We start from the raw sequence: 21,082 nt of genomic DNA on the forward strand, positions 1-21,082 counted from the left end.
GGCCCCCGATGCTCATCAGGTCCTGGGACCGCGGCGACGAGGACGAATGGCGCGCCTGGCTGGCCGAGGGCCGCGACTTCGGCCTGCTCGCCGCCAACGGCGGCCCCGAGCAGGGTCCGGTGCTCGTCCCGACGCACTTCCTGCTGGACGCCGACCGCGGCGAGATCCTGCTCCACCTCGCCACCCCCAACCCGCTGCTGGCCGCCGTCCGGGCCGACCCGAACGTCACCCTGGCGGTCACTGACGGCTACGCCTTCGCCCCCGGCCACTGGCGCGGTGAGCCCGGCACGCCCACCAGCTACTACGCCTCGGTCCACTTCCACTGCACCGCCGAGGTGGTCGAGTCCGCCGAGGGCAAGGCGGAGATCCTCAACCGCCAGCTGGCGCACTTCCAGCCGGAGACCCCGGACTTTCGGGTGCTCCCCGGCGCGAACGAGCTCGGCCGGCTGCTGCCCGGCCTGCGCGGGCTCCGCCTGACGGTCCGCGAGGTGCGTGCCAAGTTCAAGTACGACGACAAGAAGCCGGCCGAGGCCCAGTACGCGATCGCCGACCGGCTCGCCGAGCGCGCCGACGACCCCCGGCACGGACGCGACCAGGACGCCGCCGCCCGCGCCCAGTTGCTCCGCCGTCACCAGCGGCGCAGCGCCGGAACGGGCGGCGCCGCCGGAACGGCCCGCGCCCGGCGCGCGGCACCGCGGCGCGCCGCCGACTGACCCCGTTTCACCCGATCGGTTCCCAAGGCGGGCAGGTCGGTCGCCGCGCTGCTCGAATGTGAGACGAGTCCTGTCCGGCCGTCAGAACGGGCCCGTCCACCTCGGGGAGCGCGCGTGTCCACAGTCCACAGTCAGCGGGCGTCCGGCGAGGCCCACCTCGGCCACGTGATCTTCATCTCGGCGGCCGCCGCGATGGGCGGCTTCCTGTTCGGTTACGACAGCGCCGTGATCAACGGCGCGGTGACGGGCATCCAGAAGCACTTCGCGGTGGGCCACGGCACCACCGCCTTCGTGGTGGCCATCGCGCTGCTGGGCTCGGCCCTCGGCGCGGTGGTCGCCGGCCGGCTGGCGGACCGCCTCGGCCGGGTGCGCACGATGCTGCTGGCCGCCGTGCTGTTCGCGGCCAGCGGCCTCGGCTCGATGTTCCCGCCGAACATCGAGGCGCTCGCCTCCTGGCGCGTGGTCGGCGGCATCGCGATCGGCATCGCCTCGGTGATCGCCCCCACCTACATCGCCGAGGTCGCCCCCACCGCCTACCGCGGCCGGCTCGCGTCCTTCCAGCAGATGGCGATCGTGCTCGGCATCACCGTCTCCCAGCTCGCCAACTGGGCGCTCAACCAGGCCGCCGGCGGCGAGTCCACCGGTCACATCGGCGGCATCCAGGCCTGGCAGTGGATGCTCGGCGTCGAGACCATCCCGGCCCTGGTGTACGGCCTGATGGCGCTGGCCATCCCGGAGTCGCCGCGCTACCTGATCGCCGACCACCGCGAGGTGCAGGCCCGCAAGGTGCTGGTCGAGGTCGAGGGGGAGGACGTCGACCTGGACGCCCGGGTGGCGGAGATCCGCGCGGTGCTGGAGTCCACCCACAAACCCCGGCTGGGGGACCTGCTCGGCGGCCGCTTCGGCCTGCTGCCGATCGTCTGGGTCGGCATCGGCGCCTCGGTGTTCCAGCAGTTCGTCGGAATCAACGTGATCTTCTACTACTCGTCCTTCCTCTGGCAGTCGGTCGGCATCAACGAGTCCAACTCGCTGCTGATCAGCCTCTCCACCTCGATCATCAACGTGATCGGCACGGTGATCGCGATGGTCCTGGTGGACCGGATCGGCCGCAAGCCGCTGGCCCTGGCGGGCTCCACCGGCATGGCGGCCGCCCTGGCCACGGCCGCCTGGGCGTTCTCCTACCGCAGCGGCACCGGCGGCACCGCCACCCTCGACACCACCCACGCCACGGTCGCCCTGATCGCCGCGCACGTCTTCGTGCTCTGCTTCGCCTTCTCCTGGGGCGTGGTGGTCTGGGTGCTGCTCGGCGAGATGTTCCCCAACCGGATCCGGGCCCTGGCCCTGTCGGTCGCCGCCTCGGCCCAGTGGATCGCCAACTGGGCGATCACCGTCAGCTTCCCGGACCTCGCCGACTGGAACCTCTCCGCGACGTACGTGATCTACGCGGCCTTCGCGCTGCTCTCCATCCCGTTCGTGGCCTTCTGCATCAGGGAGACCAAGGGCCGCGCCCTGGAGGAGATGGGCTGAGTGACCGCTCCCGCACACCACGCCGCACGCGGCCCGACCCCCCGAGAGGAAGCCATGCCTGACCAGGGCGGCTCCCGGCAGAACGTCAGCTTCCCGAGCAACGGCCGCACCGCGCACGGGTACCTGGCCCGCCCTCCGCAGGGGGTCGGCCCCGGCCTGGTGGTGGTGCAGGAGTGGTGGGGGCTCACCTCGCACATCGCCGACATGGCCGACCGCTTCGCCGCCGAGGGGTTCACCGTCCTCGCGCCCGACCTGTTCGGCGGCGCCACCACCCACGACGGCGCCGAGGCCGCCCGGCTCAAACGCGCACTCCCGGTCGAGCGGGCCGTCGAGGACCTCTCCGGTGCCGTCGACTTCCTGCTCTCGCTGGACGGCGTGGTCGGCGACGCGGTCGGCGCGGTCGGCTTCTGCATGGGCGGCGGCTTCGCCCTGATGCTGGCCGCCCGGGCCGGTGACCGGGTCGCCGCCGTGGTCCCGTTCTACGGCCTGCCGCCCGACCCGGACTTCGACTACCGCGGCCTGACCGCCCACGTCCTCGGCCACTTCGGCGAACTCGACCGCTCCAACCCGATGGCCGCCGTGGACGAGGCCGCGATCCGGATCGGCGAGGCCACCGACATCCGCCCCGAGATCCACTTCTACCCGGCCGGGCACGCCTTCATGAACGACGAGAACCCGCTCGGCACCTACGACGCCCTCCAGGCCCGGATCGCCTGGCGGCGCACCCTCACCTTCCTCCGGGGCCATCTCGGCTGACGCACCAACGGGCCGGAACCGGCCCGAAATCCAGATGACACCTGTACGAACTCCGGCCATAGTCACGGGGTGCCGACCCCACTCCCCCGCCGCTTCGCCTGGGCGAGCCGCAACTTCCGCATCCAGACCGCCGCCACCGTGGTCAGCGGCCTCGGCAACGCCGGCGCCCCCATCGCCACCGCCTTCGCCGTCCTCGGCAACGGCGGCACCACCGCCGAGGTCGGCTACGTCACCGCCGCCCGGCTGCTGCCCACCGTCCTGCTCCTGGTGGTCGGCGGCACCCTCGCCGACCGGCTGCCGCGCCACCGCATCATGGTGGCCGCCAACCTGTTCAGCGCCGCCGCCCAGGCCGTCCTGGCCGTCCTGGTCCTGGCCGGGAACGTCCAGCTGTGGCAGTTGCTGGTGCTCTCCGCCGCCGGCGGCGCCGGGTACGCCCTCTACTCCCCGGCCGCCGGCGGCATGATCATGCAGGCCGTGCCCCAGGAGCACGCCGCCCGCGCCTTCTCGGCCTTCCGGATGGGCCAGAACGCCTCCCAGATCGGCGGCGCCGCCCTCGGCGGAGCGCTCACCGCCGCCTTCGGCCCCGGCTGGGTGCTCGCCCTGGACGCCCTCTGCTTCCTGGTCGCCGCCGCCCTGCGCGTCTTCCTGGAGCCCGAGTCCGCCCCCGCGCCCTCCGGCGGCAGCATGCTGCGCGACCTGCGCGAGGGCTGGCGGGAGTTCTCCTCCCGCCGCTGGCTCTGGGTGATCGTGGCCCAGTTCGCCGTCCTGGTCGCCTGCATCAACGCGGTCGAGTCGGTGTACGGGCCGGCCGTGGCCGACCAGCGGCTCGGCGGCGCGAGCGCCTGGGGCCTGGCGATGTCCGCCTACGGGGTCGGCCTGGTGGTCACCGGTCTGCTGATGGCGCGCTGGCGCCCCCGCCGGATCCTGCTGGTCGGCAACTGGGGCGTCTTCCTGTTCGGCGTCCCCGCCCTCGCGCTGGCCCTCGAAGCCCCGCTGCCGCTGCTGATCGCCGCGATGTTCCTCTCCGGGGTCGGCGTCACCGTCTTCGCCGTCAACTGGATGATCGCGCTCCAGCAGGAGGTCCCGGAGGAGATGTTCTCCCGGGTCACCGCGTACGACGAGCTCGGCTCCTACTCGCTGGCCCCGGTCGGCACCGCGCTGGCCGGCCCGGCGGCCGCCGCACTCGGCCTGTCCGGCGCGCTCTGGGCCTGCGCCGCGCTGTGCCTGCTGCTCAGCGCAGCCGTCCTGGTCGACCCGCAGGTCCGCCGGCTCTCCCGCCGCGAACCCCGGCGAAGCACCCCGGACGCACCGGTGCCCGCCCCCGAGCCAGCGCCCGCGCCGTGAGCACCCTGTGCGCCCCGCGTGCGCCCGCCGCGGAGCAACCACCGGTACGCGTGGTTCGTCCGACCGAGTAGGAGAAACCATCCACCTGGGGGGCCCACCGGTGCCGAAGCCACTGCTGTTCCTGGACGTGGACGGGGTGCTGAACCCGGTCTGTCCGCATCCCGACGCCGGGTTCGACTCCCACACCCTGCTCGGCTGCGCCGTCCTGCTCGCCGCCGAGCACGGCGCCTGGCTGCGCGAGCTCGCCGGAACGTACGAGCTGGTCTGGGCCAGCACCTGGGAGGAGCACGCCAACACCCACATCGCCCCGGCGATCGGCCTGGCCCCGCTCCCCTTCGTCCGCTTCACCGGCTACGTCCCCCAGCCCGGCGACCCGCGCGTCCGACTGATGGAGCTGTTCTCCGCCGCCAAGTGGGCCCCGCTGCTGCGCTACGCCGAGGGCCGGCCGTTCGCCTGGGTGGACGACGTCATCCCCTCCCGGCTGGTCCGCCGCTCCCTCTGGCGCCGCGACCGGCTGCTGCTGCCGATCGACCCCGGCCAGGGCCTGGAGCGCCACCACGTCGAGCGGCTGCTGGCCCGCCCGCCGCGCAGCCGGCCGCTGCTGGGAGCCCAGGTCAGGGGGTCGGCAGCCAGCTGACGTGCCCGGCGAGCAGCGCGTACCCGACGAAGGCCACCGTGTCGATCAGCGCGTGCGCCGCCACCAGCGGCATCACCCGCCCCCAGCGCCGGTACAGCAAGCAGAACACCGCCCCCATCACCATGTTGCCGATCAGACCGCCGACCCCCTGGTACAGGTGGTACGAACCGCGCAGCACCGCGCTGGCCACCACCGCGGCCGGCCAGGACCACCCCCGCTGCCCCAGCCGGCGCAGCAGGTAGCCGAGGACCACGACCTCCTCGAGGATCGCGTTCTGCCAGGCCGACAGCACCAGCACCGGCACCCGCCACCACACGTCCGGCAGCCCCGAGGGCGCCACCGTCAGGTTGTACCCGGCCGCCTGCGAGGCCAGGTACAGCGCCAGCCCGCACCCGCCGATCGCCGCCGCGACGCCCGCGCCCCGGCCGAGGTCGCGCAGCCTCTCCCGCAGGTCGAAGCCCAGCACCCGCAGCGTGACGCCCTCGCGCACCAGCAGGTAGCCGACCAGCACCACCGGCATCAGCCCGCGGCCGATGTAGTACAGCTGCCACACCAGGTCCAGCCAGGGCCGCCCGGGCGCGCGCGAACCGTTCAGCGTGGCGACCTGCTGGCCGAGCTTGAGCGGTTCGGTGAGCGAGCCCGCGAAGCTGATCAGCGCGCTGATCCCGCTGGCCCCGAGGGAGAGTCCGAGGACGATCAGCAGTTCCACGCCGAGCAGCCGTCGGGTGGGCTCCGCGGTCTCCGGCACGGTCGGGCGGGTTGTCACGGCTGCTCCATCGAACGGACGATCGCTCCGGCGGTCGGCCGACGACCGGAGCGATCATCCTGGCACAGCGGGCGAACCCCTCAGCCGACCGGCCAGGTGTGCACCGGCTCCCCACCGCGCATGTGCTCGGCGTAGCGCCTGGTCATCGCGGCGAGCGCGGCCGGGCGGTCCATCCCGTACTGCTCGCGCAGCCGGTGGAAGGTCGCGCTCTGCCAGGCGGCGCCGTTGGTGCGGCGCAGGCAGCGCTGCTCGATGATCCCCAGGTAGCGGTCCCGGTCGGCGGGCTCCACGCCCCACTCGTCCAGCCCCTGGTGGGCCATCGGCAGCAGCTCGTTGAGGACCAGGTCGACCGCCGAGACGGTCTGCAGTCCGCCGCCGCGGCCCGCCCGGCCCGGGCGCGGCCACTGGAACACGGCGTCGATGCCGTACCGGGCGCCCTGCCGGAAGTTCTCGTCCGCCCGCTCGAACGGCAGCCGGGTCCAGACCGGCCGGGGCTGCTCGGCGAGCACCCGCACCAGCCCGTAGTAGAAGGCGGCGTTGGCCAGCGTGTCGGCCACCGTCGGCCCGGCCGGCAGCGCCCGGTTCTCCACCCGCAGGTGCGGGACCCCGCCGGCGACGTCGTACACCGGCCGGTTCCAGCGGTAGATGGTGCCGTTGTGCAGCCGCATCTCGGCGAGCCGGGGCGCGCCGCCGGAGGCCAGCACCTTCAGCGGGTCCTCGTCGTCGCAGATCGGCAGCAGCGCCGGGAAGTAGCGCAGGTTCTCCTCGAACAGGTCGTACGCCGAGTCCACCCAGCGCTCGCCGAACCAGGTGATCGGGCGCACGCCCTGGGCCTTGAGCTCCGCCGAACGGGTGTCACAGGCCTGCTGGAAGAGCACCGGACGGGTCTCCCGCCACAGCTCCCGTCCGAACAGGAACGGGGAGTTGGCGCCGAGCGCGAGCTGCGGCCCGCAGATCGCCTGGGCGGCGTTCCACACCGAGGAGAACCGCTCCGGGGTCACCTGGAGGTGCAGCTGCAGCGAGGTCGCGGCGGCCTCGGCCACCATGGTGATCGACTCCAGCTGGAGGTGCTCGACGCCCTCGATGTCCAGCGCGATGTCCTCCCCCCGGGCGGCCAGGATCTGGTCGCTGAGCAGGCTGTACCGCTGGTTGTGGCTCATCGCGTCGAGCCCGGTGTGGTCGTTCTCCAGGGTCGGCAGGATGCCCACCATGACGATCCGGGCGCCGGCCTCGGCCGCCTGCCGGTCGGCGTAGCGCAGTCCGGTGTCGATCTCCTCGCGCAGTTCCTCGAAGACGTGCCCGCACAGCCGGTGCGGCACGATGTTGACCTCGATGTTGAACTGGCCGAGCTCGGTCTGGAAGTCGCTGGAGCCGATCGCGCTCAGCACCTGGGCGTTGCGCATCACCGGCAGGCCCTGCTCGTCGGCCAGGTTGAGCTCGATCTCCAGGCCCATCACCGCCCGCGGCCGGTCGAAGCGGTCCTCGCGCAGCATCCGCCCGAGCGCGTCCAGGCAGGCCTGGAGCTTGAGCCGGTACTGCTGCCGGTCCGCGAGATCCGCCCGAGTCGCCACGACCTTCTCGCCCACGGTCCCCTCCTCCTGAGACACCCGGCCGGTCGACCGTGCCAGCATCATGCCCACCTCGAAGATCGATACCCGAATGCTTGTACTGGCTTGCAATGCAAGGCAACTGACGGAGATTCAGACCATCTGCAGACTTGCCCGACACCACGGCCTGTGATAAACAGATCACCCTGCGCATTTGTTCGATGAGTTCGCTGAGTTCGCACTGCGCTCCGGCCGGTCCGTTCCCGCCCCCGCGGCCCCCCGTCGGGGATGGCGACCGCGCCGGCGCCGCGATCCTGCACAACCGGACAAGGCCGGGCCCCGTCACCGTCGACGCACCGCGCCGCGCCGGTATGCCGCACTCGCACGCCGATCTCGCTTGGAGAGGCGGACCCCGCCATGACCCTGCAGACCCCCCAGCCCCCGCCGAGCGCCCTGCGAGCCGTCCTGGGCGCGCTCGACTCGGAGACCGCGCTGCGCCAGCCCGCCGCCGCAGCGCTGCGTCACCCGACCGGTCCACTGCTCCCCGCGCACCCGCTCGCGGTGCACGTCCTGGACGGCCCCCATCCCGAGCTGCCCGCCGCCCGCCGGACCGGCTGGCGCTTCCTGATCAAGGACGGCCCCGAGGTGGCCGCCGCCGCCGAGGTGGTGCAGGGCCCGGAGGGCCACACCTTCTCCCACTTCACCGCCGGCCCGTACCTCTCCTCCACCGTCCGGGCGCTGCGCGAGGCCTGGCAGCTCGCCCAGGGCTCCCGCTCCCGCTGCCAGCCCCGACTGCTCACCTTCCCGGGCCAGTACGCCACCGCGCTCTGGCTGCACAGCCCCGACACCGGCCCGTCCGCCGACCTGCTGATCCCGCTGGCCCCGGCCCCGCTCGGGGTCACCGCGCACCGCGCCTACCCGGCCGCCGAGCTGCTCCCGCTGCTCGCCCGCACACCGCTCGCCGGACCACCACTGCTGCTCGGCTCCTCCTGATCCGACGGAACCGACGGCACCCACGGCACCCACGAAAAGCCGAAATCCCCACCCGCCGCCGGGCAGCACGCCCGGCGGCCCTTCGCCGTGCGTCCCGACGCCCCGACCCCCCGATCCTCCGACGCCCCCTGACGGCCTCACCCGAACGGCCACCACCCGGACGGGTCACCCGCCATGGCCCCACCGGACCATGCCCCGGCTGACCCACCGGTGCGCGATTTCCGCCGGGCCCCACCTGAACGGGTGATCTCTACCCGGGAGTTGTGGCGCATGTCACGAAATCGCTGCGCGCGGGTCCGCGGATGCCGACACTGGGAACCAGCGTGGAAGGACCACCTGTCCTACCCACTTGAGCGCCGCTCCACACCTGGTCGGCGCGCGGACAGGATCCGACCACCGCGGCGGCTCCGGACGGCTCGACCTCCGGGGACCGCACCACGGGGAGGATCGCAGAGCGAAGCGAGGGTACGCGTATGTGCCAGCACCGTCCTGAGTGCCCGACGGCCGAGTCCGAGGACCGCGAGGCGGCCGTGCCGGTGGCCTGCCACCCGGAGCAGGGCTGGAGCCTGCTCTGCAACGGCGTCGTCCTGTTCGAGGACACCGGAGAGCTGCTGCCCGACGGCCGGGTGATCGCCCCGCGCCGCTCGGTCGCCCACGCGGCCTGAGCCCGCGCGGCCCCGACCCGTACGGCCGGAACCGTACGGCCCCGGGACCGCCCCGCGGGGCAGCCGCCGCCCCTGACGACACGAAGCGCGACGCAAAGGGCAGGGCCCCAGCGGAATCGTTCCGCCGGAGCCCTGCCCTTTGCCCGTCCGATCGGGATCAGACGCCGTACTCGTCCAGCGGCGGGCAGGAGCAGACCAGGTTGCGGTCGCCGTACGCGCCGTCGATCCGGCTCACCGGCGGCCAGTACTTGTCCGCCGGGTTCACGCCCGCCGGGAAGACCGCCTCCTGCCGCGAGTAGCCGTGCGCCCAGTCACCGGCCAGCGCGGCGGCGGTGTGCGGGGCGTTGCGCAGCGGGTTGTCGTCGGCCGCCCACTCGCCCGAGCCGACCTTGTCGATCTCGCCGCGGATCTCGATCATCGCGTCGCAGAACCGGTCGATCTCGTGCAGGTCCTCGGACTCGGTCGGCTCGATCATCAGCGTGCCGGCCACCGGGAAGGACATCGTCGGCGCGTGGAAGCCGTAGTCGATCAGGCGCTTGGCGATGTCGTCCACCGTCACGCCCGTCTCCTTGGTCAGCGGGCGCAGGTCGATGATGCACTCGTGCGCGACCAGCCCGCCCGGGCCGGTGTAGAGCACCGGGAAGTGCGGGGCCAGCCGCTTGGCGATGTAGTTGGCGTTCAGCACCGCGACCTGGGTCGCGTGCTTGAGGCCCTCGCCGCCCATCAGCCGGACGTACGCCCAGGAGATCGGCAGGATCGCCGCCGAGCCCCACGGCGCGGCCGAGATCGGGCCGACGCCGGTGGCCGGGCCGGCCTCCTCCTGCAGCGGGTGGTTCGGCAGGTACGGCGCCAGGTGGGCGCGCACCGCGACCGGGCCGACGCCCGGGCCGCCGCCGCCGTGCGGGATGCAGAAGGTCTTGTGCAGGTTCAGGTGCGAGACGTCCGCGCCGAACTTGCCCGGCTTGGCGAGGCCGACCAGCGCGTTCAGGTTGGCGCCGTCCACGTAGACCTGACCGCCGGCCTCGTGCACCAGGGCGCAGATGTCGGTGATCTGGGTCTCGTACACGCCGTGGGTCGACGGGTAGGTGACCATCAGCACGGCGAGGTTGTCGCGGTGCTGCTCGATCTTGGCCTTGAGGTCCTCGACGTCCACGTCGCCGTCGACCAGGGTCTTCACCACGACGACGCGCATGCCGGCCATCACCGCGGAGGCGGCGTTGGTGCCGTGCGCCGAGGACGGGATCAGGCAGACGTCGCGCTGGGCGTCGCCGTTGGCGTGGTGGTAGGCGCGGACGGCCAGCAGACCGGCCAGCTCGCCCTGGGAGCCGGCGTTCGGCTGGATCGAGACGGCGTCGTAGCCGGTGACCTCGACCAGCTGCTGCTCCAGCTGGCGGATCAGGGTCAGGTAGCCCGCGGCCTGGTCGACCGGCGCGAAGGGGTGCAGCTGGCCGAACTCCGGCCAGGTCACCGCCTCCATCTCGGTGGTGGCGTTGAGCTTCATGGTGCAGGAGCCCAGCGGGATCATGCCGCGGTCCAGCGCGTAGTCCCGGTCCGACAGGCGGCGCAGGTAGCGCAGCATGGCGGTCTCCGAGCGGTGGCTGTGGAAGACCGGGTGGGTCAGGTACTCGTCCTCGCGCAGCAGAGCGGCCGGCAGCGCGTCGGCGGCCTCGGCGACCTCGACCGCGGGGACGCCGAACGCGGCCCAGACGCCGGCCAGGTGCTCGCGGGTGGTGGTCTCGTCGGTGGAGACCGAGATCCGGTCCGCGCCGTCCTGGTACAGGTTGATGCCGTTGGCGCGGGCGGCGGCGGCGATCTCGGCGGCGCGGCCCGGGACGACGGCGGTGACGGTGTCGAAGAACTCGCCGTGCAGCAGCTCGACGCCGCCGGCCCGCAGGCCCTCGGCGAGGGCGGCGGCATAGCGGTGGGTGCGGCGGGCGATGTCGGCCAGGCCGTCCGGGCCGTGGTAGACGGCGTACATCGAGGCCATCACGGCGAGCAGCACCTGGGCGGTGCAGATGTTGCTGGTGGCCTTCTCGCGGCGGATGTGCTGCTCGCGGGTCTGCAGCGCCAGGCGGTAGGCGCGGTTGCCGTCGGCGTCGACGGAGACGCCGACCAGGCGGCCGGGCAGCGAGCGGGCGTACTCGGCGCGCACCGACAGGTAGCCTGCGTGCGGGCCGCCGAAGCCCATCGGCACGCCGAAGCGCTGCGAGGTGCCGCAGGCGATGTCGGCACCCAGCGAGCCCGGGGACTTGAGCAGGGTGAGCGCCAGCAGGTCGGCGGCGACGGCGACGATCGCGCCCAGCCCGTGCGCCTGCTCGATCACCGGGGCGAGGTCGCGGACCACACCGGTGGCGCCCGGGTACTGCAGCAGCACGCCGAAGACTCCGCGCTCGGCGATCTCGGCCGGGATGCCCTCGGACAGGTCGGCGACGACGACCTCGACACCGGTCGGCACGGCGCGGGTGTTGATCACCGCGACGGTCTGCGGCAGGGTCTCGGCGTCGACCAGGAAGACGCCGCCCTTGACCTTGGTGACGCGGCGGGCCAGCGCCATCGCCTCGGCGGCCGCGGTGCCCTCGTCCAGCAGCGAGGAGCCGGAGGTGGGCAGGCCGGTCAGGTCGGAGACCAGGGTCTGGAAGTTGAGCAGCGCCTCCAGGCGGCCCTGCGAGATCTCCGGCTGGTACGGGGTGTAGGCGGTGTACCAGGCCGGGTTCTCCATGACGTTGCGCAGGATCACCGGCGGGGTGAAGGTGCCGTAGTAGCCCAGGCCGATCATCGGCTGGAGCACCTGGTTGCGGCCGGCCAGCTCGCGCAGCTCGGCGAGGACCTGGGCCTCGCTGCGGCCGGCGGGCAGGTCCAGGGCGGTGATGGAGCGGATGGCCTCGGGAACGGCGGTGGCGGCGAGCTCGTCCAGCGAGCCGTAACCGACGGACGCCAGCATCTTCTCCTGCGCGGCGGCGTCGGGGCCGATGTGGCGGTTCTCGAAGGGGCTGGCCAGCTCAAGCTCGGTGAGGGTCGAGGCGCCGGTGGGGCGTCCCGCGTTCGGCTGGGCGTTCATGGTGGTCGAGGCCTCCTGGTCACGGACCGGCGGGGGTGCGCACGCCGGCCGGCCAACCCCGCTGCGGACAGCGGACCGGCCTGGGGCGGGCGGACCCGAAAGGCCTCCCCCTCTGTCATCGGGACCTGAGAGCTTCGCCCGCACGTCGCGCTGTGGCGCTCCGTCGGCTTGCACCGTCGGTGAGGGTGGTGATCGCCGGCTCCCGCGCCGACGCCCCTGCCCTGCTTTCCAGAGTGACCTATCCCGCACGGTACGGATGCCTGAGAGATTCCGGGGAGGAGTTGCTCCTTCGGCGCCCCGACCAGCGGTTTTCGCCGTCGGGGACTCTCCCGAGCGGGCTCGGCGGTCGCCGCCCAGGGTACCAGCGGGAGGCCTTCCGATCACGGGTGTGTCCGGTCACTCGAGATCTACGCGCGTCCCCCGGACGGCCCAGCGCGGACCCGTCCGGCCGCACCCCGGTCGCGTCCGTCCGATTCATGCCTTTTGGTGTGAAGTGGCGCCCGGAACGGGTGCTCCGGCCGCCGATCTGCGGGAGTTCCGCAGGCGCAGCGCACTGGAGGAAAGCGTGCAGACCGACATCGACCCCCGCGACCTCATCGGCCACAAGGCGGTGGACCGCAACGGAGACAAGATCGGCACGGTCGACGAGGTGTACCTGGACGACGCCACCGGGCAGCCGGAGTGGGCGGCCGTCCGGACCGGCATCTTCGGCCGGGACGCCTTCGTCCCGCTCACCACGAGCGAGTTCTCCGGCGACGAACTCCGGGTGCCCTACGACAAGTCGCTGGTCAAGGACTCGCCGGACTTCGGCGTGGGCCAACACCTGTCGCCCGCCCAGGAGCTCCAGCTCTACCGCTACTACGGCCTCGACACCCCGGCGGACGGCCGCCCGGCCTCCGGGGAGCCCGGCCGGGCCACCCAGCCCGACCTCGACTTCGGCAGCACGTCGGCCGCCGCAGCCACCAAGCCGCCCGCCTTCCGCTCCCCCGAACCCCGCCCGGCGACGACCACCACCGCCACCAGCCCCGACCCCGCCACGGAGGCCAACGTGCGGACCCCCAACACCCCCACACCCGCCGCCACGGGCAACACGGCGACCGCGGGCACCCCGTCCCCCACACCCACCGTCGAGCTGAATCGCCGACCCGCCCCGGCCCCGGCCACGACCGCCCCCGCCCCGACCACCCCCGCCCCGACCACAACCGCCCCCGCCCCCGCCCCCGCCCCGACCACAACCGCCCCCGCCCCGACCACCCCCGCCCCGGCCACGACCGCCCCCGCCCCGGCCGGCACCGCCGCCGCCTCGACACCCACCGGCCCGGTCGAGATCACCTGCCGGGAGGAGCGGCTGGACATCACCTCCGAGTGGCACGTCGTGGGCACCGCGAAGCTGCGCAAGTACGTGACCAGCGAGCAGGTCGAGCGCCGCGTCTCGGTGCGCCGCGAACGGGTCCGGGTGGAGCGGGTGCCGGTCAACGACGCCGAGCGCGTCTCCCTCACCGAGAAGGAGATCGCCGAGACGGTGGAGGAGGTCGCCCTCCGTGAGGAACGACCGGTGGTCCGCAAGTACCTCGTCCCGATCGAGCGGGTCCGCCTGGTGGTCGAGCGCTACACCGCGGAGGAGGTGGTCCGGGACGAACTCCGCCGCGAACACGTCGAGGTCCACGACAGCACCCCCACCGCCACCACCCCGCCCGGCTCGGCGGCCGAACCGATCGCCAACGGCTCCCGGTCGAGTCTGCGCCCCCTGACCTGATCACCCGCCCAACGGCCTGCCCGAGGGCCCCGGACCCCGTCCGGGGCCCTCGGCGTGCCGTCCACCGCAGGCGAACCGTTCAGCTTTGCCAAGCCTTAACCACTCGATATTTGACACTCTGAACTATCTTCCGGCACAGTTACTTCAGTTCATTCACTATGTACGGGAGGAAGCAACCGTGAGTGAGGCACCACAGCCCACCACCGCGGCCGAGAAGCAGAGCAACGCCCGGGTCCTGCCGGCCCTCATCCTGGCGATGCTGTCGTTCAGCGTGGTGCAGACCGCGGTCGTCCCGATCCTGCCGTCGCTGGCCAAGGAACTGGACGTCTCCGGCTCCAACATCACCTGGCTGATGACCGCCAACCTGCTGTCCGCCGCCGTGCTGACTCCCCTGCTGGGCCGCTTCGGCGACCTCCGGGGCCGCAAGCCCATGCTGCTGATCTCGCTGGCCGGTCTGGTCGCCGGTTCGGCCCTGGCGGTCAGCACCCACTCCTTCACCTGGCTGGTCGTCGCCCGCGTCCTGCAGGGCGCCGGCGGTGGCGTGATGCCACTGGCGATCAGCATCGTCCGCGACGAGCTGCCCAAGCGGAAGGTGACCGGCGGCGTCGCCGCCATCAGCGCCTCCATGGGCGTCGGCTCCGGCCTCGGCCTGGTCGCGACCGGCCTGCTGCTGGAGCACTGGAACTACAAGTCGATCTTCTGGATGGGCCTGGTCTTCGGCCTGATCGCGGTCGCCCTGGTCGCCTTCCGCGTCCCGTCCGACCCGGTGACCGACAAGGAGGGCGGCGCCGACCCGCTCGGTGCCCTCACCCTGGCCGGCTGGCTCTCCGCCCTGCTGGTCGCGGTCAGCCAGGGCAACCACTGGGGCTGGACCTCGACCAAGACCCTCGGCCTGTTCGCCGTCGCCGCCGTGGTGGCCCTGATCTGGGGCATCATCGAGACCAAGGTCTCGCACCCGCTGGTCGACCTGAAGATGATGTCCCGCCCGGCCGTGGCCTTCACCAACCTGGCCGGCCTGCTCATCGGCTTCGGCATGTACGGCTCGTTCATGGTCATCAGCAACTTCGCCCAGACCCCGGAGAAGCTGGCCCACTACGGCTTCACCGCGACCGTCCTGCACGCCGGTGTGATGCTGCTGCCGTCCGCCATCGGCTCGATGGTGGCCGCCCCGGTCGGCGCCCTGCTGATCGCCCGCCGCGGCCCGCGCCTGCCGCTGGTCCTCGGTGGCGTCCTGGGCGCGATCGCGATGGCCTACCTGGCCCTGCGGCACAGCCACGAGGGCGACATCTACACCGCCTCCGCGATCTTCGGCCTCGGCATCGGCCTCGCCTTCGCCGCGATGCCGGCCTTCATCAACGGCGCCGTCCCGGTCGAGCAGAGCGGCATCGCCAACGGCATGAACTCCGTGCTCCGCACCGTCGGTGGCGCGATCGGCACCGCCGTGATGACCGCCATCCTGACCGGCGACACCATGAAGTTCCCGATCAAGCTTCCGGTGGTGCTGCCCACCCTGGACGCCTACAAGCACGCGTTCTGGACCACGGCCGTCGTCTGCATCATCGCCGGTGCCGTCCCCTTCCTGATCCGCACCGTCAAGCCGGCCACCGCCGTCATCGGCGACCCGGCACAGCAGGCCTCCAGCCCCGAGCTGGCCAAGACCGACGCCTGACGAGGCGTCCGGCCCGCGCGCTCAGGGACAGGACGCGCGGGCCCCGGCCTCCGCTCGGTCGCGAGGGCATCACGACCGTCCGGAGTCCGGCACGGTATGCGGTCCCATCCGGTACTCCCTACCGGGTGGGACCGTTCCGCGTTCCACACCCCTCCACCCGCTTCAGACCCCTTCCGCGCCGGGTTCCCCGGGCTTCCGAAGCGGCAGCGCCCGGGCCGGCTCCAGCTCCGGATCGTCCACCCCGAAGGTCCGCACCCGCCCCGGCCCGCTCCACGGCGTCTCGAACCGCACGGTCACCCGCCCGACCCCGCTGCCCTGCACCCACCCCGGCCCGAACTCGGCGTGGTGGACGTCCTGCCCGGGCAGCCAGCGCCGCGCCACGGCCTCCTCCGGCTCCTCCTCGGCCTCCGCCGCCTCGGCCGCCTCGGCGTGTTCGGCCGCCTCCTCCCGCAGCGCCTGCGCGAACAGGTCCTCCTGGGTGTAGTCGGCCAGCTGGGTCACCCCCACACCGAGCAGCCGGACCCCGCCGGTGATGTCCACCTGCTCGGCCAGGCGCCGCGCCGTCGCGGTGATCACCGCCAGGTCGTCGGTCGGCCCGCCCAGGGTCTCCGAGCGGGTGAGCGTCGAGAAGTCGAACCGCCGGACCTTGAGCACCACCGTCCGCCCCGAGCGCCCGGCCCCCCGCAGCCGCCGTACGCACCGGCCGGCCAGCGCCTCCACCTCGCGCAGCACCCGGTCCCGGTCGGCCAGGTCCACCTCGTAGGTGTCCTCCACCGAGACCGACTTGGCGTCCTGGTCCGCCACCACCGGCCGCTCGTCCAGCCCTATCGACATCTGGAAGATCCCGGCGCCGTGCGCCCGCCCCAGCAGCTGGACCAGCTCCGCCTCCCCCGCCTCCGCCAGGTCGGCCACCGTGCTCAGCCCCGCCCGGCGCAGCACCTGCTCGGTGGCCGGCCCGATCCCGGGCAGCGCCCGGACCGGCATCGGGCCGAGCACCGCCCGCTCCTCCCCCGGCTCGATCAGCACCAGTCCGTCCGGCTTGGCCTGCTCGGAGGCGATCTTCGCCATCAGCTTGGAGCCCGCCGCCCCGACCGAACCGGTCAGCCCGGTGAGCCGCTGGATGTCCGCCCGCAGGTCCTCCGCCAGGGCGAGCACCAGCCGCTCCCCGGTCTCGTGGTCCGCCTCCGCCAGCACCGGGCCGTACGGACCGGCCTCCAGGTCGACGAAGGCCTCGTCCAGGCTCAGCGGCTGCACCAGTGGCGACAGCTCGCGCAGCAGCCCCATCACGATCTCGCTGTTCTGCCGGTACGCCTCGAAGCGCCCGGTCAGGAAGGCCGCGTTGGGGCACAGCCGCCGCGCCTGCGCCATCGGCATCGCCGAGTGCACCCCGAACTTCCGCGCCTCGTACGAGGCCGTGGAGACCACCCCGCGCCCGCCGAGCCCGCCGACGATCACCGGTTTGCCGCGCAGGCTGGGCTTGGCCGCCTGCTCCACCGCCGCGAAGAAGGCGTCCATGTCGAGGTGGATGATGCTCGGCAGAGATCGCACCCGCCGATCATCGCGCACGGGTCCGACAGTGCGTACGAACCCGGCCGACGCCCCGGCGCTACCGCTGCGCCGCCCGGGCCAGCGCCTTCGGGATCCCGTCCTCCTGGGGCCCGAGGAACACCGGGTCCGGCCGCAGCCAGACGTTCACCGCCGCCTTGCCCGCCCCGGCGACCTCCCGCAGCCCGCCGTACAACCAGGTGCTGTCGTGCACCTCCGGCACCCCGACCGCGTACGAGCGGATGCCCGCCGCCTCGCACAGCGCCAGCGCCCGCCGGACGTGGAAGTCCTGGCTGACCAGCACCGCGCGGTCCACCCCGAAGATCCGGTGTGCCCGGGTGCAGGAGTTCCAGGTGTCGAACCCCGCGTAGTCCCGGACCACCCGGTCCCCCGGGACCCCGTGCTCGGTCAGGTACCGGTACATCGCGTCCGGCTCGTCGTACTCGATCCGCCCGTTGTCCCCGGTCACCAGGAGGGCCTTCACCTTGCCCGCCCGGTACAGGTCCAGCGCGGCCACCAGCCGGTGCTCCAGGTACGGCGACGGCTTGCCCTGGTCCAGCCCGGCTCCGAAGACCACCGCCACCGGCGCCGACGGCGCGCTCTCCACCGTGCCCACCCGGTCCCCCGCCGCGAACCACAGCCAGGCGCTCGGCGCCAGCGCCAGCGAGCACAGCAGCGTGGCCGCCTGGAAGACCCTGCGCTGCGTCCGGCGCTCCCGCAGTCGCGCCCGCAGCCCCCCGGCCCGACGCCGCAGCAACCCCGATATCCCGGTGCCGACCTCCACGTGCCCCTCCCTCGATCGTTTCCAGGCAACACGACGAGGCCGTGGGCCGGAACGGTTCCCCGTCCCGGCCCACGGCCCCGTGAAACGCCTGCTCCGTCAGACCGCCCGGTTGCGCCGCTGCGCCAGCTCGTCCGCCGGATCGTTGCCCACCAGCGTCTCGCCGGTGTCGGTCCGCTCCGCGTGCAGCCGACCGAGGGTCAGCTCCAGCTCCTGCCAGACCGCTCCCACCGCGATGCCGAAGACCCCCTGACCGCCCTTCAGCAGATCGACCACCTGCTGCGGCGTGGTGCACTCGTACACCGTCGCACCGTCGCACATCAGCGTCAGCCCGGTCAGGTCGGCCTGCTCGGCGGACTGCAGATGGGCGACGGCCACCCGGATGTTCTGCAGCGAGACGCCCGCGTCGAGCAGCCGCTTCACGATCTTCAGCAGCAGGACGTCGCGGAAGCTGTAGAGCCGCTGGCTGGTCGCCGGGTACGCGGTCCGGACGCTGGGCTCCAGCAGTCCGGTGCGGGCCCAGTAGTCAAGCTGGCGGTAGGTGATGCCGGCCGCCGCACAGGCCGTCGGGCCGCGGAAGCCGAGCAGTTCGGACGTCGGGGCGAGCCGCTCGATCGCAGGCTGGCCCGGCTGCGCGGCCGGGAACCTGCTCATCCTGGGCAGGTCGGACACGGTGCGAGCGGTGCGCGGCATGTGCACGGCGCACAGGCCTCCCACGGCCGCGTCATCGCCGGTGCTGCTCATGCCTACCTCCGTCCGCTCGTGCTGCGGGCAACCCGACTGCGGGCATCGGCCACCCGGACAGCCACTCCTGACGGTAGGCAGTCCCCTATGACCCGTCAACGATCGCCACGCCGGGCCAGACAAACCACATCACTCAGGAGAGTGGTTTTTCGTGCCCCTAGTGTGGGTAGATGGACGGTTTTTGGCAAAACGCCACGCTGAAAAGCTGACCGGACCCGTCCGTACTACTGCGGACCGCCGCCGCCGCCGAAGTCCTCGGGCGAGACCTGGTCGAGGAACTCGCGGAACTTCTCGACCTCGTCCTCCTGCTCGTCCGGGATCGCGATGCCCGCCTCGGCGAGCACCTCCTCGCTCCCGTAGATCGGCGTGCCGGTGCGCAGGGCCAGCGCTATCGCGTCGGACGGCCGGGCACTCACCTCGACCCCGCCGTCGAACACCAGCTCGGCGTAGAACACGCCCTCCCGCAGGTCGGTGATCCGGACCTCGGTGAGCTGCTGACCGAGCGCTTCCAGGACGTCCTTGAACAGGTCGTGCGTCAGCGGGCGCACCGGAGTCATGCCCTGCTGGGCGAAGGCGATCGCGGTCGCCTCGCCGGGGCCGATCCAGATCGGCAGGTATCGATCTCCCCCGACCTCCCGCAGCAGCACGATCGGCTGGTTGGAAGGCATCTCCACTCGGACACCCACGACGTCGAGCTCATTCACACAGGCAACCCTATGGCTCCGACCCCGGATATGAAAGCGCAGGGCCGACGCCGCTGGTCAGCGCGGCGCAGCCGTCGCGCCAGGAACGCTTCGCCGACTATCCGCGGGTCCGCAGACCGGCCTGGACCATGGCCGCGTGCAGCCGTACGGACAGCGTCGCCAGCTCCCGCGCGGTGGCCTCCGCGTGCGCCCGGGTCTGCGGGTTGCGGTGCCGCCGCAGCGGCGCCACCACCTGCTCCACCAGCGCGATCTCGCGGTCCGCCGCCGCCTTCATGGCTCTCAGGTGCCGCGGCTCCAGCCCGTACCGGCCGAGCTCGGCGACCAGCCGGGCGACCTGCAGCGCCTCCCCGTCGTACCCGCCGTCCGGGCCCGGCGCGACCAGCCCGTACGACTCCCACTCGGCCAGCTCCCGCTCGTCGGCCTCGGCCGCGGCCAGCAGCTCGGCCCGCCCCAGGCGGACCCCGGAGGCGACGTCGGCCGAGGCCACCAGTTCGCGGTCGGCCTCCTCCAGCGGCCCGGGCCGGGTGTCTGCCGCGGACGGCAGCGCGGGCGGAGCCTCACCGCGCTCGATCGCGTCCAGGTGCTCGCGGATCACCCGCAGCGGCAGGTAGTGGTCCCGCTGCATCCGCAGGACGTAGGCCAGCCGCTCGACGTCGGCCGGGCTGAACTTGCGGTACCCCGACGGGGTGCGCTGCGGCTCGACCAGCCCCTCCGCCTCCAGGAAGCGGATCTTGGAGATGGTCACCTCGGGGAAGTCGTCCCGCAGGAAGGCCAGCACCGCACCGATGCTCAGCAGGTCGTCACCGCCGCGCCGCCGCCCGGCCGGCCGGTCCGGCCGGACCGGCTGCCTGGGGCCCGCGACCACCCCGCGCCCGCCCCGGTCCGCCTGCGGACCGGACGATGACGCAGGGTTGGCCGCCCCGAGAGAAAAGGAAGGGGTATTCGTATTCACTCGGGCTCCTGCCGATGTTGGTTTCAGTACCCCCGGTTGTGGCCGGCGAAGAACACCAGCCGGTACTTCCCGATCTGCACCTCGTCGCCGTTGTTCAGCGGCACCTCGTCGATCCGCTCCCGGTTGACGTAGGTGCCGTTCAGGCTGCCCACGTCCGCGACGCTGAAGCCGGCCGGGGTGCGACGGAACTCCACGTGGCGCCGGGAGACCGTGACGTCGTCCAGGAAGATGTCACCCTGCGGGTGACGACCCGCCGTGGTGACGTCCGAGTCCAGCAGGAACCGGCTGCCCGAGTTCGGGCCGCGCTGGACGATCAGCAGCGCCGAGCCCGGCGGCAGCGCGTCGATCGCCGACAGCACCTCGGCCGACAGGGCCGGCGTGGCGCCGGTGCCGGTCGTGGCGGAGGGGTCGTAGGACTCCAGACCGGAGATCGAGATGGTCGACGTGGTCTCCGCCGCCCCCTCGGGCAGCAGGCCGCCGCGCAGCGCCGTACCGCAGTTGGAACAGAAGCGGGCCGCGGCCGGGTTCTGGTTGCCGCACCTGGGGCACGGAGTGGGGCCAGCCATGTTCACAGCCTCCTGGCGCGGCACACCCGACGGGTTGTGCCCGGCGTACGGGTCCGGGGCAAACCCTCCACCCGAGGTTGAGGGTCCTGACGGGAAACCTATGCGCGGGTCGCCGGAGGGGTCAACCGACGCGCCGTAGCCCGCCGGATTACCCGCGTACTGGGGGGCGGCGCCGTCCCGGTACAGCTGCTGTCCGGCGTACGGCCCGGCCTCGGGGGCGGGACGCATGCCCGGCACCGCGGGCTCGTCCTCCGCCCGGCGGTGCCGCGCGGTCGGCGCCTCGACGGCGGCGGCGTCACGGCCCTTGTTGCGACCGAACAACTTCGAGAAGAAACTCACGGGCGAATCCCCTTGCGTGT

17 protein-coding genes, 2 pseudogenes and 1 riboswitch are annotated in these 21,082 nt (G+C 72.9%); of the genes and pseudogenes, 10 read left to right on the plus strand and 9 right to left on the minus strand.

What is annotated here, in order from left to right; translation table 11 throughout:
* Positions 1 to 8 precede the first annotated feature (8 nt).
* The 5 genes from ACWCYO_RS12245 to ACWCYO_RS12265 all read left to right on the plus strand — a co-directional run bounded on the left by ACWCYO_RS12245 (position 9) and on the right by ACWCYO_RS12265 (position 4,977).
* A complete protein-coding gene (locus ACWCYO_RS12245; protein WP_449784185.1) occupies positions 9 to 713 on the plus strand; it encodes an FMN-binding negative transcriptional regulator in 705 nt (234 codons plus the stop codon).
* 114 nt (positions 714 to 827) lie between these two features.
* Complete coding sequence (locus ACWCYO_RS12250) at positions 828 to 2,240, plus strand: sugar porter family MFS transporter (RefSeq protein WP_449784186.1); 1,413 nt, start codon at positions 828 to 830, stop codon at positions 2,238 to 2,240.
* Between the two features lie 54 nt (positions 2,241 to 2,294).
* Positions 2,295 to 2,996: a dienelactone hydrolase family protein gene (locus ACWCYO_RS12255; RefSeq protein WP_270141774.1), complete on the plus strand. Its 702-nt coding sequence runs from the start codon at positions 2,295 to 2,297 to the stop codon at positions 2,994 to 2,996.
* A 69-nt stretch (positions 2,997 to 3,065) separates the two neighbouring features.
* Positions 3,066 to 4,340 (plus strand): MFS transporter, encoded by a 1,275-nt coding sequence (locus ACWCYO_RS12260; protein WP_449784187.1) that lies wholly within the window; start codon positions 3,066 to 3,068, stop codon positions 4,338 to 4,340.
* Positions 4,341 to 4,440: 100 nt separating this feature from the next.
* Complete coding sequence (locus tag ACWCYO_RS12265; RefSeq protein WP_449784188.1) at positions 4,441 to 4,977, plus strand: HAD domain-containing protein; 537 nt, start codon at positions 4,441 to 4,443, stop codon at positions 4,975 to 4,977.
* Here the strand turns inward: ACWCYO_RS12265 and ACWCYO_RS12270 are convergent.
* Both ACWCYO_RS12270 and ACWCYO_RS12275 read right to left on the minus strand, forming a co-directional pair.
* On the minus strand, positions 4,955 to 5,743 hold the full coding sequence (locus ACWCYO_RS12270; protein WP_449784189.1) for a CPBP family intramembrane glutamic endopeptidase: 789 nt from the start codon (positions 5,741 to 5,743) through the stop codon (positions 4,955 to 4,957). The two genes, ACWCYO_RS12265 and ACWCYO_RS12270, sit on opposite strands and share 23 nt — an antisense overlap.
* Positions 5,744 to 5,823: 80 nt before the next feature.
* Entirely contained in the window at positions 5,824 to 7,329 is a 1,506-nt protein-coding gene (locus ACWCYO_RS12275; RefSeq protein WP_449784190.1) for a glutamate--cysteine ligase, read from the minus strand.
* Between the two features lie 378 nt (positions 7,330 to 7,707).
* On the opposite strand from ACWCYO_RS12275, the gene ACWCYO_RS12280 reads away from it, so the two are divergent.
* Together ACWCYO_RS12280 and ACWCYO_RS12285 are read left to right on the plus strand one after the other, a co-directional pair.
* On the plus strand, positions 7,708 to 8,283 hold the full coding sequence (locus tag ACWCYO_RS12280) for a hypothetical protein (protein WP_449784191.1): 576 nt from the start codon (positions 7,708 to 7,710) through the stop codon (positions 8,281 to 8,283).
* 473 nt (positions 8,284 to 8,756) lie between these two features.
* Positions 8,757 to 8,948 carry a DUF5999 family protein gene (locus ACWCYO_RS12285; RefSeq protein WP_270141785.1) on the plus strand — a complete coding sequence of 64 codons (192 nt, stop codon included), beginning with the start codon at positions 8,757 to 8,759 and terminating at the stop codon, positions 8,946 to 8,948.
* Between the two features lie 157 nt (positions 8,949 to 9,105).
* Here ACWCYO_RS12285 and gcvP read toward each other — a convergent pair whose 3' ends face one another.
* Positions 9,106 to 12,006: an aminomethyl-transferring glycine dehydrogenase gene (gene gcvP / locus ACWCYO_RS12290; RefSeq protein ID WP_270141787.1), complete on the minus strand. Its 2,901-nt coding sequence runs from the start codon at positions 12,004 to 12,006 to the stop codon at positions 9,106 to 9,108.
* A gap of 238 nt (positions 12,007 to 12,244) precedes the next feature.
* Positions 12,245 to 12,348, minus strand: a riboswitch (glycine riboswitch).
* A 223-nt stretch (positions 12,349 to 12,571) separates the two neighbouring features.
* Between gcvP and ACWCYO_RS12295 the strand changes: the two are divergent.
* The 3 genes and pseudogenes from ACWCYO_RS12295 to ACWCYO_RS12305 form a co-directional block, all read left to right on the plus strand.
* Positions 12,572 to 12,946, plus strand: a pseudogene (locus ACWCYO_RS12295) (PRC-barrel domain-containing protein); the annotation flags it as partial.
* A gap of 399 nt (positions 12,947 to 13,345) precedes the next feature.
* Positions 13,346 to 13,762, plus strand: a pseudogene (locus tag ACWCYO_RS12300) (DUF2382 domain-containing protein); the annotation flags it as partial.
* Between the two features lie 178 nt (positions 13,763 to 13,940).
* Positions 13,941 to 15,431 (plus strand): MFS transporter, encoded by a 1,491-nt coding sequence (locus ACWCYO_RS12305; protein ID WP_270141790.1) that lies wholly within the window; start codon positions 13,941 to 13,943, stop codon positions 15,429 to 15,431.
* A 162-nt stretch (positions 15,432 to 15,593) separates the two neighbouring features.
* On the opposite strand, the gene ACWCYO_RS12310 is transcribed toward ACWCYO_RS12305, so the two are convergent.
* The 6 genes from ACWCYO_RS12310 to ACWCYO_RS12335 form a co-directional block, all read right to left on the minus strand.
* Entirely contained in the window at positions 15,594 to 16,979 is a 1,386-nt protein-coding gene (locus ACWCYO_RS12310) for a DNA polymerase IV (protein ID WP_449784192.1), read from the minus strand.
* A 58-nt stretch (positions 16,980 to 17,037) separates the two neighbouring features.
* Positions 17,038 to 17,760 carry a SanA/YdcF family protein gene (locus tag ACWCYO_RS12315; protein WP_449784193.1) on the minus strand — a complete coding sequence of 241 codons (723 nt, stop codon included), beginning with the start codon at positions 17,758 to 17,760 and terminating at the stop codon, positions 17,038 to 17,040.
* A 96-nt stretch (positions 17,761 to 17,856) separates the two neighbouring features.
* Complete coding sequence (locus ACWCYO_RS12320; protein ID WP_270141794.1) at positions 17,857 to 18,501, minus strand: MerR family transcriptional regulator; 645 nt, start codon at positions 18,499 to 18,501, stop codon at positions 17,857 to 17,859.
* 224 nt (positions 18,502 to 18,725) lie between these two features.
* Entirely contained in the window at positions 18,726 to 19,205 is a 480-nt protein-coding gene (locus ACWCYO_RS12325; RefSeq protein ID WP_449784194.1) for a bifunctional nuclease family protein, read from the minus strand.
* A 97-nt stretch (positions 19,206 to 19,302) separates the two neighbouring features.
* The gene (ftsR, locus tag ACWCYO_RS12330; RefSeq protein WP_270150807.1) at positions 19,303 to 19,998 is read right to left on the minus strand and encodes a transcriptional regulator FtsR; all 696 of its coding nucleotides are present in this window, start codon (positions 19,996 to 19,998) and stop codon (positions 19,303 to 19,305) included.
* Positions 19,999 to 20,180: 182 nt separating this feature from the next.
* Positions 20,181 to 21,062 (minus strand): FHA domain-containing protein, encoded by an 882-nt coding sequence (locus ACWCYO_RS12335; RefSeq protein ID WP_270141798.1) that lies wholly within the window; start codon positions 21,060 to 21,062, stop codon positions 20,181 to 20,183.
* Positions 21,063 to 21,082: the final 20 nt, after the last annotated feature.

Source organism: Kitasatospora sp. NPDC001683, from assembly GCF_053596495.1.